Genomic DNA, 12799 nt, shown 5'->3' with positions numbered 1-12799 from the left:
GTTGGTGTTGACCGCGGCCATCTGGCGGGCCACGGCCTCGGCCACGTGCGGGTGGGCGTGCCCGACGCACGGCACGTTGTTGTACGCGTCGAGGTAGTCGTTGCCGTCGCGGTCGATCAGGTGCGCCCCGTGACCGGAGACGAACTCGACCGGCTCACGGTAGATCAGCGTGTAGCCCGGTCCGAGGACCTTGTCCCGGCGGGCGATCAGCTGCCGCTGGCGCTCGGGCAGCCCGCCCAGCACCGCCGGGTCGAACCGGTTGGGGTAGTTGACCAGCGCCCGGCTCAGCGTCGACGTCATCAGCGACACACCCTTCGTCTCTCCTGAGCGGGACGTTCCCTGCTCCGGATCGACCATACCATTATTTGTTCCAGTTCCAATCTAAAACACGGTACGTGCTCTGCCCGTCGATTCGTCGCCCGTGTGATCGGTTGCTCGGCTGATGGTGCACCCCGGCTCGCTATGGTCATGCCGTGAGCAGCAACCCCACGTCGCGCGACTACAACAAGGCGTCCGTCCTCGATGTCGTCCTCTCGCAGGCACCTTTGACCCGCAACGAGCTGATCGAGGCCACCGGCTTGAGCAAGGCGACAGTGTCCAGGGCGGTGGAGGAGCTTCGCGCCGATGGTTTCCTCACCGACGGCGAGATGGATGTCGTCACCGGCCGCGGTCGTCGATCCACCTTCCTCGACCTCCCCGGCACGGCGGGGCACGTGGTCGGGATCAGCGTCGGCGCCCAGACCAGCTGTGTCCTGGTGACCGACCTCAGGGGCCGCGAGATCAAGCACGTGATCGCTCCGACGACGCCCGAGGACGACGTCGAAAGCGTGGCGGGATGGCTGGTCGACCTGGTCGGCCAATGCAGTGCCTCCGCAGAAGGGCCGCTGCGCCAGATCGTGGCGGCGGTTCCGGGTCGCGTACGGGAGGGCAGGGAGATCTTCGCCACGATGGAGTCCAGGAAGATCTTCGCCGGCTCCCACTTTCACCGAGCCATCGAGGATCGCGTCGCCGCTCCCGTGCTGCTGGACAGCGACGCCAACGCGTCCCTGCTCGACATCCTCGCCGATGACCCGACGGTCGAGAACGCCGCGCTCTTCATCGTCAGCACCATGGTCACGTTCGCCAGCTGCGCCGGTCGGGAGGTCGCCCGGGGGCGTACGCCTGCATTCGGCGATCTTGGTGTCCTGTCGTCCGGGGTCGGCAAGGAGCATCTCGGCGACCTGCTGAGCACGAGCGGTCTCCTTCGGTTCGCCGGCGGACGAGGCGTCGACCTCGAGCGCATCGAAGCACTCTGGCTGGAGCCACCCGGCCAAGCGTCCCGCGCCGAGGTGCTGGAGGCGTTCACCACGGCGATCGTGACCGCCGTCAGTGCCGTTGCCGTGACGCTCGATCCGGAGTCGGTGTACTTCGTGGGGCGACTTCGTCCACTCGTCGACGAAGTGCTCCCCGAGGTCCGCAGGCGACTCGACGAGAGCCTTCCGACAACCCCCGAGATCAGAGTCGTGACACAGGTCCTCGGCCTGTCGGTGGCACAAGGGGCCGCACGCGAGGGCCTGGCAACCGCTCACAGCCGGCTACGCGACACGGTGCTCGAGGCGCGTCGCCAGGGACGTCCACGGCAGGCCGCACCCGCCTTCTAGTCGGCCTCACGACTGCGTCGACACGCCCCCGTCCGCCGGCCACGGCCGCTGGAGGGTCGCCGACGCCGTGTCTTCCTGGCGTCGGGGCGTTCCGGCTACGCCACCCACACGGTGGTGCCCGTGGGCGACGGATGCACCGCGTTCTCGTCCACAGACGGGAGGTGCAGCTGCCGGCGCCCAACCCCGCCCGGCGGTGGATGTGGTGGTCGATGCGGGGATGGAAGAGCACTTCTCAAAAGTTTCAGGGTGGAACTGGAACGAATTGTGATATCGTCGATGGACGTACCCCGCTCCACCTCAACCCCTGACTGACCAGAGGAGAGACCCAGATGCTCGACTTCGAGCCGAAATACATCACCTTCGACATGCACGGCACGCTGATTCGCTGGCACCTCAACACGATGACCCGGGAGCTGCTCGCGGACGTCGTCCCGGCCGACCAGATGGAGGACTTCCTCAAGATCTTCGCCCGGCAGCGCCTCGACGAGGTCATGGAGCCCTGGAAGCCGTTCCCCGACATCATCCACGACTCGCTCCGCAAGGCCCTCGAGCGGTTCAACCTTCCCTTCCGGAAGGCCGACAGCCAGGCCATCGTCGACGCCATTCCCACCTGGGGGCCTTGGCCGGAGGTCCCGGAGGCGCTGCGCACACTTGCCTCGCGCTACCCCCTGGTCATCCTCAGCAACGCCGCCGACGACCAGGTGATGAGCAACGTCGAAAAGCTGGGTGCGCCGTTCCATGCGGTCTTCACCGCCGAGCAGGCGCAGGCCTACAAGCCCCGGTTCAAGGCGTTCGACTACATGTTCAACCAGCTCGGCTGCCGTCCTCAGGACGTCCTGCACATCTCTGCCAGCCCGCGCTATGACCTGATGGTCGCCAACGACCTCGGCGTCACGAACACGGTCCATGTCAACCGCGGGTTCGAGCCCTCGACCCCCGGCTACAACTACTACGAGGTCAACCTGCTCTCCCAGGTGCCCCCGCTGCTCGGCCTCTGACGGCCGCGCGGCCGCACCTCCAGCAGTCAGTGGTCCCCTTCCGGCCGGTCCTCCCCAGCAGAGTCGCTACTCACTGTGGAGGATCGGCCGAGACGCGAACGTCATCGATCGATCCAGCCAGGAGCCCGCATGTACAAATGTGAGTCATCCGCCCCGGCCGAATCCGCGTCATCCCGCCACGCGATCGCCGCGCTCGAGGGTTCGTTGCCGCCGGGCGGCGCCCTGATCGACGGCACGTGGCGAACGACCGATCTGACGTCGGCCGTGCGGGACCCCGAGGACGGAAGCCTCATCGGCTTCGTCGCGGAGGTCACGCCGGCAGATGTCGCCGTCGCCGTGGCGGGCGTCGCGGAGACGGTCGTGCTGGACGAGTGGCCGCTCTGGGCCCGCAGCGACACCCTTCGGCGCGCGGCCGAGCTGCTCGCCGGGTCGGAGAGTCGGTTCGCCCACCTCATCACTTCCGAGGCGTCAAGACGGTCGCCCAGGCGAAGAGTGAGGTCCAGCGTGCGGTCGAGACCCTGCGCCTGTCCGCCGAGGCCGGGGGTGTCCTGACCGGAGAGACGCTTCCGTTCGACGCGACGAGGCGGGGGCAGGGCAAGCTCGGGTGGTTCACCCGCGAGCCGGTCGGCGTGGTCGCCGCCCTCACATCGTTCAACGATCCGCTCAACCTGGTCGTCCACAAGGTCGGGCCGGCACTCATCGGCGGCAACGGTGTGGTGATCAGGCCCTCGACCTACACGCCACTGACAGCACTGGCGCTGGCCGAGGTCCTCATCGAGGCCGGCGTGCCTGCGCGTCGCATCGCCGTCGTACCCGGTGGCTCCGAGACCGGCAGCGCCCTGGTGAGTGATCCCCGAGTCGACCTCATCTCGTTCACCGGTGGGCCCGCAACGGCCGCGAAGATCAGCGCTGCGGCAGGGCCACGCAAGCTGTTGATGGAGCTCGGCGGCAACAACCCGACGATCGTCTGCGCCGATGCGGACCTGTCCACTGCCGTGAGCGAGGTCGTGCTGGGGGCGTTCGGTGTCGCCGGCCAGAACTGCCTGTCGGTCCAGCGCGTGTACGTCCACGAGTCGAGGTTCGACGCCTTCGTCGATGCAGCCGTCCACGCCACCCGACAGCTCGTCGTGGGCAGCAAGACCGACGAGGCCACCGACGTCGGGCCGCTGATCACGGAGGCCGAAGCGCGTCGCGTCGAGAGCTGGGTGACCGAGGCGGTCGGACAGGGGCCGTCATCCGGACGGGCGGCACTCGCGACGCCGCGTTCGTGCACCCGACCATTCTCACCGACGTCAGGCAGGGTCGATCGTGCTCACCGAGGAGATCTTCGGGCCGGTCGTGTCCATCATTCCGTTCGCGACACTCGACGTGGCCGTGCGCCAGGCGAACGACACCGCGTACGCCCTCCAAGCAGGTGTCTTCACCGGAGTCGCTGGTTACCGGCCTCCACGTTGCAGGCAAGCTGGTGGCCGGCGGCGTGATCATCAACGGGACCAGCGACTTCCGCATCGATGCCATGCCGTTCGGCGGCTTCAAGGGCTGGGGCATCGGCCGCGAAGGCGTGCGCTTCGCGGTCGAGGCCATGACCGAGCCGAAGAACGTCATCGTCAACCTCGCCCGCTGAAAGCAGCCGAGAGGCGCCGGCACGCGCACACATCAGGGGACCCCGAGAGCCCGGTTGGCTGCCGGCCGCTTTGCGTTGGAGCGCGCTCGAAGGCCTAGCGTCCATGGGATGACCGAAACCTTCCCCCTGGCAGGCCGCACGGTACGACGCGTCGGCTTCGGAGCCATGCAGCTCCCCGGACCCGGCGTCATGGGACCCCCGCGTGACCGTGACGAGGCGCTGCGCGTGCTACGCCGTGCGGTCGAGCGAGGCGTCAACCACATCGACACGGCGCAGTTCTATGGTCCCGAGGTCAGCAACGAGCTCATCCGCGAGGCCCTCCACCCGTATGCCGCTGACCTCGCGATCGTCTCGAAGGTCGGTGTACGCCGCGACGAGTCCGGTGCCTGGCTGCCGGCCCAGACTCCCGCCGAGCTGCGGGCCGATGTCGAGGAGAACCTGCGCACGCTGGGCGTCGACCACCTGACGGCGGTCAACCTGCGCCGCATGGACGAGTACGCCGACGGGAGCGACGACGTGGCCCTGGAGGACCAGGTGGCCGAGCTCGCCGCCCTGCGTGACGAGGGCAAGATCGGCGGCGTCGGCCTCTCGACGGTGTCGGGCGCGGACCTGTCCGCGGCGCGCGCCATCACCGAGATCGTCTGTGTGCAGAACCCGTTCAGCCTCGTCGACCAGAAGGACTCCGACGTGCTTGACTCGTGCACCGAGGCGGGCATCGCCTACGTGCCGTACTTCCCTCTGGGATCGGCTTTCCCGCACCTGCCAAAGGTCACGGACCAGCCGGTCGTGACGGCCCTGGCCGCGCGTCGTGGGGTGCCGGCGGCCCGGGTCGGTCTGGCCTGGCTGCTCGCCCGCGCCGACAACGTCCTGCTCATCCCAGGTACGTCGTCGGTCGCGCACCTCGAGGAGAACATGGCCACGGCCGACTTCGAGCTGACGGAGGAGGAGCTCGCTGAGCTGGCCGCAGCGGCGTGACGCTGGTCCTGCTCGCGGACGAGCGTGCTGCGACCCCGACGGGGAGGAGACGGCACACGTCGTGCCGTGACTCAGAGCAGCACCGCGCGGCGTCGTCTGACCTGACGACGGCCTGAATCCCGCTGTTCGTTGGGCCGTTCGTCGCAGGCGGCCGGGGCGTCCGAGCGGCTCGCGTACGGTCGGAGGGTTGCGGGTCGTTCGGAATCGAGGAGGAAGTCGTGCCGAAAGTTGCGGTGGACGACATCGATCTGGCCCTCCTGGGGGCTCTTCAAGCCGATGCGCGGGCCCCTGTCGAGACCCTGTGCAAGGCGGCAAGGGTGTCACGGGGCACGGCCTACGCGCGCTTGGCCCAGCTCCGTGAAGCCGGCGTCATCCAGAGCCTCACGGTGGCCGTGGACCCCTACAAGGTCGGACTCTCCCTTGCCGCGCTCGTGCTGCTGCGGGCGAGCACGGAGAAGTTCTGGCGATGGTCGGAGTTCGCGTCCACCTTCGACGAGATGCCCGAGGTGGAGTTCGCGGCGGACCTGGCGGGCGAGTTCGACATGGTCCTGTTGACGAGGTTCCGCGACGCGGACCACCTGCGAACGTTCCTGCAGAACGACCTGCGGCGGGTCCCCGGCATCGCCGGCATCCGCACCTTCCTGGTGCTCAACGAGACGCCACGACGCTCATGGTTGCTGCCGAGCGCGCAGACCGAGGGGGCTGACTGAGTCGTCAGTGGAGCTTCGACCCCAGCAGCCGATCAAAGACCGGCACGGCTCGCGCCCTCACTGTGCCCGAGGTGCCGACTCGCGAGCCGCCACGATCTCGCAGACCCGGCGAGCGTTCCGCTCGACATGGTCGCGCACCTGCCCGACCGCGCGCTCGGGGCTGCCCGACTCGATCGCCTCGAGGATGGCCGCGTGCTCGGCGACGATGGACTCCGGCTTGTGGTGCTCGCGGTCCTCCAGGGACAAGGCGGACAGGTAGAAGCGAAGCTCTGTGGTCAGGTCGGCGTAGAAGTCGTCGATGCGGCTGCTGGCGAGCAGGGCCACGATCGCGGCATGGAAGTCCAGGTCGGCGGTGACGATGTCGTGGACTGCTTGCGTGCCGGCGGCCGTGCGCAGCCGCTCGAAGGCGGCGCGGAGCGCGCCGAGCTCTGATGCACCGCGAGGCTGCCGGACGGCGGCGACCTCGAGCTCGCCGCGCGCGTCGTAGAGGGCACGCACGGCACCAGGTGTCGGTGCGATGACGACCGCGCCCTTGTTCACCCGGTGATGGACGAGGCCGCCGAGCTCCAGGATGCGAACCGCCTCGCGCACGGTGTTCCGCGAGACGCCCAGGTCTGTCGCAATGGCACTCTCGCGCAGGCGGGTTCCAGGAGCGAAGTGGCCCGAGAGGATGAGCTCGGACAGGCCGTCCGCGACCTGCTGCGCGGCCGTGGTGCGGCGAACGGCGAAGTCAAGGGCCATGAGCAGAGCCTACGCCAGTCAGCGTCGATCCGTACCACAGTAGGACTGTTCTACAGTCTTGCATCTATCCTTGCGCTCTCCAGTTCAACTGTTCTACAGTTGACAGGTGACGTACTCAGTGCGGGGGCCCGCACAAGCCCACCCGACGATGGCTGGACCCGACGCGGTCAGCCTCGCCGAGGTTGCCTGGGCTGCCGAGCCGGTCCTCGCCGCGAGCTGGCGGGGCTGACATCGTGGGAACGCTCACGGCCACCGAGGGGGGCGGCACCATCCGGGCACGACTGATGCAGGCGTGCCCGGACGTCGAGCTGGACTTCTCAGGCAGTGCTCGCGCCATGTACGCGTACGACGCGTCGAACTATCGCGTGCCCCCGATGGCGGTCGCGTTTCCGCGCACGCTGAGGCAGGTCCAGGACCTGGTCCGCCTCTGCCGGGACCTCGGCGTTCCCGTCACCACCCGCGGAGGCGGCACCAGCATGGCGGGAAACGCCATCGGGCCCGGCGTCGTCATCGACCTTTCGCGCCACCTCAACGAGATCCTCGACATCGACCCGGCCGCTCGGCGCGCGACCGTGCAGGCCGGAGTCGTCCTCGACCGGCTCAATGCCGAAGCCGCAGGCCACGGTCTGATGTTCGCGCCCGACCCCTCCTCGCACTCGCGAGCCACCATCGGCGGCATGATCGGCAACGACGCCTGCGGGAACCACTCGGTCCGATGGGGCCGCACGTCGGCACACGTCGAGTCGCTCGACATCGTCCTGCCGGATGGCTGCCTCCTCCGCGCCGGCGCCGGATCGGTGACGGCCGTCGACCAGCCCGGTTCGCCCGCGGGGGCACACGCCGTCGAGCACGCGGCCCAGCTCACGACGCAGCTGACCCGTCTGGTTCAGACGAACCTGTCCGAGATCCGTACCGAGCTCGGCCGCATCCAACGCCAGGTCTCCGGCTACCACCTCGACGAGCTGCTCCCGGAGCGCGGCTTCCACGTGGCTCGGGCGCTTGCCGGCAGCGAGGGGACGTGCGCGGTGACCGTCGCCGCGATGCTGACCCTCGTCGAGCGTCCCACCCGAACCACCCTGCTCGTCCTCGGGTACGACGACATCGTCGACGCCGCCGCCGACGTGCCAGCGATCCTGCCGTTCCAGCCGACCGCGATCGAAGGCATCGACGAGGCGATCGTGACCACCATGATCGCCAGGCGAGGTCTCGAGTCCGTCGCGTCCCTGCCCGCGGGCAGGGCCTGGCTCTACGTCGAGCTCGACGCCGCTGCCGTCGAGGACCTGGCTGCGACCGCGGAACAGCTCCTGAGCACGCTCCGCGCGCACGGCCGACTCGTGGAGGGGCTGGTCGTCACCGACCTGCCCGACCGGGCGGCGCTGTGGCGCGTCCGCGAGGACGGCGCCGGTCTCTCGACCCGACCCGACGCCACCACGCAGACGTGGGCCGGCTGGGAGGACGCTGCGGTCGACCCCGCCAACCTGGCCGACTACCTTCGCGACTTCCGGGCCCTGCTGGCCGAGCACGACCTGTCCGGAGTGCTCTACGGGCACTTCGGGGCTGGGTGTGTGCACGTGCGCATCAACTTCGACCTCGCCACGGACGATGGCACGTCCGCGATGGCCGCGTTCGTCCGCGCCGCCGCCCGGCTCGTCGCCCGCCACGGCGGCTCGATCTCCGGTGAGCACGGCGACGGTCGAGCCCGCAGTGAGCTGCTCGCAGCGATGTACTCACCGCAGATGCTCGCCCTGTTCGCGCAGTTCAGGCAGGTGTTCGACCCCGATGCGGTACTCAACCCCGGCATCATCGTCGACCCGGCGCCCCTGGCGCGCGACCTGCTGCCCCTGAGCGTCCGCAACACCTCGGCTGCGCTCAACCCGACGGGATTCGCGTACCCCCACGACACGGACTTCACTGCGGCCGTGCAACGCTGCGTCGGCGTCGGCCGCTGTCGCAGCGACCACGGAGGCTTCATGTGCCCCTCCTACCGGGCCACGCAGCAGGAGCAGGACTCCACCCGCGGCCGGGCCCGGGTCCTGCAGGAGCTGACGACGGGGACGCTGCTGAGCGACGGCTGGCGATCCGAAGAGGTGCACCAAGCACTCGACCTGTGCCTGTCCTGCAAGGCCTGCTCCTCGGACTGCCCGGTCGGCGTCGACATGGCGACCTACAAGTCCGAGGTCCTCCACCAGCGGTACCGTCGCCGGCTGCGGCCCCGGTCGCACTACACGCTCGGATGGCTGCCCCGCTGGATCTCGATTGCCGGTCGAGCGCCCGCACTCGTCAACGCGGCTCTGGCCATCACGCCGCTGCGGCACCTGGCCAGCCGAACCGGGGGAGTGACCACCCGACGCGCGCTGCCCCGGTTCGCGCCGAGACGTGAGGCGGCCTTGCGCGCTCACGACGCGCATCCCGACGTCCTGCTGTTCACCGACAGCTTCACCCGCGGGTTCCGTCCCGAGCTGGTCGGCGCGGCCGAGCACGTGCTGAGGGCAACGGGCCTGGCCGTGGCCGGCGCTCCACCCGTGTGCTGCGCCCTGACGTGGATCACCACCGGGCAGCTGGATGCCGCGCGTCGAATCCTCACCCGCGCAGCTGTTGCGTTGGACGCGACGGGGGACGTCCCGATCGTCGTGCTCGAGCCGAGCTGCGCGGCCGCGCTCAAGAAGGACCTGCCCGAGCTCGTGGACTCCGACGCCGCACGCAGGGTCGCGGCGCGGGTCACCACCTTCGGGTCGGTGATCGAGAGCCGCCTCGAGGCGGGGTGGACCCCGCCCGAGCTCCCACCCCGGGCGCTGACCCAGACGCACTGCCACCAGCACGCGGTCTTCGGTGCGGCGAGCAACACCCGGGTCCTGAGCCGGCTGGGCATGAGTGTGACCGAGTCCGAGGGCTGCTGCGGCCTGGCTGGCAACTTCGGCTTCGAGGCGGAGCACTACGAGACCTCCATGGCCGTGGCACGGCACGACCTGGCCGACAAGCTGACGAGCCTGCCCGCTGACGCCGTCACCATCGCCGATGGCTTCAGCTGCCAGTGCCAGATCAGCCATCTGGCCTCCAGCCCGGCTTCCGCCGACAGACCCGGTGACGCCGGAGGCCCCGACCCCGCAGACAAACCAGGCGCACCGAGCTCGAGGGCGCCGGCCAGACACCTGGCTCAGGTGCTCAGCGACGCATTGACCCCGACCACGCAGAACCGTTCGAAGGAAGGTCCAGCATGACCACGATCACCGACACCGCGGCTACCAGCACCCGGCTCATCGCCTCGGTGCCTACCCAGCTGTTCATCGGCGGCACCTGGCGAGCGGCCGCAGGCGGCGCCACGACCGACGTCGTCAACCCCGCGACCGAGGAGGTCCTCGCTTCCGTCGCCGACGCTGACGTCGAGGACGGGGTCGCCGCAGCCGAGGCGGCCCGCGACGCGCAGGCCGCGTGGTCGGCCACCCCGGCTCGGACCCGCTCGGAGATCCTGTACCGGGCGTTCACCGCCCTGATGGAGCGCCAGGACGAGCTGGCCATGCTCATGACCCTCGAGATGGGCAAGCCGCTGGCGGAGGCGCGCGGCGAGGTCGCGTATGCGGCAGAGTTCTTCCGCTGGTTCGCCGAGGAGGCCGTCCGCATCGACGGCGGCTTCAGCCACCGACCCGACGGCACGGCCCGCACCCTCGTGGTCCGTCAGCCCGTCGGTCCCTGCCTGCTCATCACGCCGTGGAACTTTCCCCTTGCGATGGGCGCCCGGAAGATGGGTCCCGCCATCGCGGCGGGCTGCACCATGGTGCTCAAGCCGGCCCCCCAGACGCCGCTGTCCAGCTTGGCGCTGGCCCGCATCCTGCAGGAGGCCGGCCTGCCCGATGGCGTCCTCAACGTCGTCACGACCTCACGCGCGGCAGAGGTGATCGAGCCGATCCTGACCGGCGGCATCATCCGCAAGCTCTCGTTCACCGGGTCGACCGCCGTCGGCAAGATCCTGCTGCAGCAGGCCGCCAAGCAGGTCGTGCGCACCTCCTTGGAGCTCGGCGGAAACGCCCCGTTCATCGTGCTGCCCGACGCCGACCTCGATGTGGCCGTCGACGCGGCCGTGCAGGCCAAGATGCGCAACATGGGCGAGGCATGCACCGCCGCCAACCGCTTCTACGTCCACACCGCCGTGAGCGACGAGTTCGCGCAGAGGCTCGCGCAGCGGATGAGCGCCCTCCAGGTCGGCGACGGCACCCAGGACGGTGTCCAGGTCGGGCCCATGATCGACGCAGCCAGCCGCGACAAGGTGCAGCGCCTGGTCGAGGACGCCGTCGCCAAGGGCGCCACCGTCGTCTCCGGCGGCAACAGCGTGACCGGGCGTGGCTACTTCGTCGAGCCGACCGTGCTGTCGGGGATCGCCGCAGGCTCCGAGCTGCTCAACAACGAGATCTTCGGACCCGTCGCAGCCCTGCAGACCTTCACCGACCTCGACGAGGTCATCGCCACCGCCAACGACACCGAGTGGGGGCTGGTCGCCTACGTGATCACCCAGGACCTCGACCTCGCGCTCAACGTCAGCGAGCGACTCGAGGTGGGCATGGTCGGGGTCAACACAGGTCTCGTGTCGGCGCCGTCGGCGCCGTTCGGCGGTGTCAAGCACTCCGGGCTGGGTCGCGAAGGTGGCCGCCTCGGCATCGAGGAGTTCCTGGACGTCAAGTACATCGCCATCCCGATCCGAGAGCGAGGCCTCGCATGACCGCCCTTTCACCCCTGCTGACGACCGCCACGCCGGTCCTCGTCGACCACGCCCTGGGCAGCTACGTCTACGACGCAGACGGACGCGCCTGGCTCGACTTCACGACCGGCATCGGCGTGACGAGCACCGGTCACTGTCACCCCGATGTCGTCCGCGCTGCGCAGGAGCAGGTGGGCAAGCTCATCCACGGCCAGTACACGACCGTGCGGCACAACCCCATCCTCGACCTGACCGAACGCCTCGGTGACTTCCTGCCGGCAGGTCTGGACAGTGTCTTCTACGCCAACAGCGGCAGCGAGGCCGTGGAGGCCGCGATCAGGCTCGCGCGAATGGCGACGGGCCGGCCCAACATCATCACCTTCCAGGGCGGGTTCCACGGCCGCACCGTGGCCGCCGCGTCGCTCACCACGGCGGGCACCAAGTTCCGCAGCGGGTTCGCGCCCCTCATGCCCGGCGTGTTCACGGCGCCGTTCCCGTATGCGTTCCGGTACGGGTGGGACGAGGAGACGACCGTCGACTTCGCGCTGCGTGAGCTCGACTACCTGCTGGCAACCACGAGCGCGGTCGCCGACACTGCCGCGTTCATCATCGAGCCGGTCCTCGGCGACGGCGGCTACCTCCCCGCGCCGATCAGGTTCCTCCAGGGGCTGCGCGAACGGGCCGACCGGCACGGGATCACGCTCATCCTCGACGAGGTGCAGACGGGCGTGGGGCGCACCGGAACTTTCTGGGGACACGACCCGGCCGGCATCACTCCCGATGTGCTCATCACGGCCAAGGGCCTCGCCAGCGGGTTCCCGCTCTCGGCGATCGCCGCTCCCGAGGCGCTGATGAGGAAGGCGTGGCCGGGGTCCCAGGGCGGCACGTACGGCGGCAACGCCGTGTCCTGTGCGGCGGCACTCGCCACCCTCAACGTCGTCGAGCGCGACGGGCTCGTCGAGAACTCCGCCGAGCAGGGTGTCCGGCTGATCGGTGCGCTGCGCGAGATCGCGCAGGACACGAAGACGGTGGCAGACGTGCGTGGTCGCGGCCTGATGGTCGGATGCGAGTTCGTCGATCCAGACGGCACCCCACGACCCGACCTGGCCACCAGTGCGCAACAGGCCGCGATCGACGAGGGGCTGCTGCTGCTGACGTGCGGCACGCGCGGCAACGTCGTGCGGTTCATCCCGCCCCTGATCGTCACCCCCGAGCAGATCGACGAGGGCGTCGAGGCCTGGCGCAGGACTCTCAAGCTCGTCGACGCGTGACCGGACTGCCCGGGGCGACGGCCACTCGCCCCGGGCAGTCCCTTCTGCACAACATCTTCCGCGCAACCGGCGCCGTCCGTCAGAGATCCGTCCGGCTGTCCCTCAGTTCAGGGACGTCACTGAGAACGTTCCGTTGTGCATCTCAACTGT

At 69.4% G+C, this 12799-nt stretch carries 10 protein-coding genes and 3 pseudogenes; 11 read left to right on the top strand and 2 right to left on the bottom strand.

Annotated features, from left to right (window positions below):
- Positions 1-300: pseudogene (locus ACFQU3_RS24375) on the bottom strand (aspartate aminotransferase family protein); the annotation flags it as partial.
- Positions 301-473: 173 nt separating this feature from the next.
- Between ACFQU3_RS24375 and ACFQU3_RS24370 the strand changes: the two are divergent.
- The 7 genes and pseudogenes from ACFQU3_RS24370 to ACFQU3_RS24340 all read left to right on the top strand — a co-directional run bounded on the left by ACFQU3_RS24370 (position 474) and on the right by ACFQU3_RS24340 (position 5947).
- Positions 474-1640, top strand: a complete 1167-nt coding sequence (locus ACFQU3_RS24370) for an ROK family transcriptional regulator (RefSeq protein WP_385914760.1) — start codon at positions 474-476, stop codon at positions 1638-1640.
- 329 nt (positions 1641-1969) lie between these two features.
- Positions 1970-2638, top strand: coding sequence for a haloacid dehalogenase type II (locus ACFQU3_RS24365; protein ID WP_385914757.1), 669 nt, complete (start codon positions 1970-1972; stop codon positions 2636-2638).
- 236 nt (positions 2639-2874) lie between these two features.
- Positions 2875-3807 (top strand): annotated as a pseudogene (locus ACFQU3_RS24360) (aldehyde dehydrogenase family protein); the annotation flags it as partial.
- 139 nt (positions 3808-3946) lie between these two features.
- Positions 3947-4009 (top strand): annotated as a pseudogene (locus ACFQU3_RS24355) (hypothetical protein); the annotation flags it as partial.
- A 94-nt stretch (positions 4010-4103) separates the two neighbouring features.
- Positions 4104-4262: an aldehyde dehydrogenase family protein gene (locus ACFQU3_RS24350; protein ID WP_385914754.1), complete on the top strand. Its 159-nt coding sequence runs from the start codon at positions 4104-4106 to the stop codon at positions 4260-4262.
- 108 nt (positions 4263-4370) lie between these two features.
- Complete coding sequence (locus tag ACFQU3_RS24345; RefSeq protein WP_385914751.1) at positions 4371-5237, top strand: oxidoreductase; 867 nt, start codon at positions 4371-4373, stop codon at positions 5235-5237.
- Positions 5238-5455: 218 nt separating this feature from the next.
- Positions 5456-5947: an Lrp/AsnC family transcriptional regulator gene (locus tag ACFQU3_RS24340; protein WP_385914748.1), complete on the top strand. Its 492-nt coding sequence runs from the start codon at positions 5456-5458 to the stop codon at positions 5945-5947.
- A 57-nt stretch (positions 5948-6004) separates the two neighbouring features.
- Here ACFQU3_RS24340 and ACFQU3_RS24335 read toward each other — a convergent pair whose 3' ends face one another.
- Positions 6005-6688, bottom strand: a complete 684-nt coding sequence (locus tag ACFQU3_RS24335; protein WP_385914746.1) for a GntR family transcriptional regulator — start codon at positions 6686-6688, stop codon at positions 6005-6007.
- A gap of 106 nt (positions 6689-6794) precedes the next feature.
- On the opposite strand from ACFQU3_RS24335, the gene ACFQU3_RS24330 reads away from it, so the two are divergent.
- From ACFQU3_RS24330 to ACFQU3_RS24315, 4 genes are read left to right on the top strand one after another with little or no spacing between them, the layout of a single operon-like run.
- Complete coding sequence (locus tag ACFQU3_RS24330; RefSeq protein WP_385914744.1) at positions 6795-6917, top strand: hypothetical protein; 123 nt, start codon at positions 6795-6797, stop codon at positions 6915-6917.
- A 4-nt stretch (positions 6918-6921) separates the two neighbouring features.
- Entirely contained in the window at positions 6922-9906 is a 2985-nt protein-coding gene (locus ACFQU3_RS24325) for an FAD-binding and (Fe-S)-binding domain-containing protein (protein WP_385914742.1), read from the top strand.
- Positions 9903-11399 (top strand): NAD-dependent succinate-semialdehyde dehydrogenase, encoded by a 1497-nt coding sequence (locus ACFQU3_RS24320; protein ID WP_385914739.1) that lies wholly within the window; start codon positions 9903-9905, stop codon positions 11397-11399. Before ACFQU3_RS24325 ends, ACFQU3_RS24320 begins: the two co-directional genes overlap by 4 nt.
- Positions 11396-12649, top strand: a complete 1254-nt coding sequence (locus ACFQU3_RS24315) for an aspartate aminotransferase family protein (protein WP_385914736.1) — start codon at positions 11396-11398, stop codon at positions 12647-12649. Before ACFQU3_RS24320 ends, ACFQU3_RS24315 begins: the two co-directional genes overlap by 4 nt.
- The last annotated feature ends 150 nt before the right edge of the window (positions 12650-12799 follow it).

It is taken from the genome of Terrabacter sp. GCM10028922, from assembly GCF_042666095.1.
Classification (GTDB): domain Bacteria; phylum Actinomycetota; class Actinomycetes; order Actinomycetales; family Dermatophilaceae; genus Terrabacter.
The sequence above is the reverse complement of the archived record's forward strand: the minus strand, read 5'-3'. Positions and strand labels throughout refer to the sequence as shown.

Bases quoted from the DNA above. Each gene is read 5' to 3' on its own strand.
- ACFQU3_RS24345 (WP_385914751.1), top strand. From the start codon at position 4,371: ATGACCGAAACCTTCCCCCTGGCAGGCCGCACGGTACGACGCGTCGGC.
- ACFQU3_RS24315 (WP_385914736.1), top strand. From the start codon at position 11,396: ATGACCGCCCTTTCACCCCTGCTGACGACCGCCACGCCGGTCCTCGTC.
- ACFQU3_RS24320 (WP_385914739.1), top strand. From the start codon at position 9,903: ATGACCACGATCACCGACACCGCGGCTACCAGCACCCGGCTCATCGCC.
- ACFQU3_RS24365 (WP_385914757.1), top strand. From the start codon at position 1,970: ATGCTCGACTTCGAGCCGAAATACATCACCTTCGACATGCACGGCACG.
- ACFQU3_RS24335 (WP_385914746.1), bottom strand. From the start codon at position 6,688: ATGGCCCTTGACTTCGCCGTTCGCCGCACCACGGCCGCGCAGCAGGTC.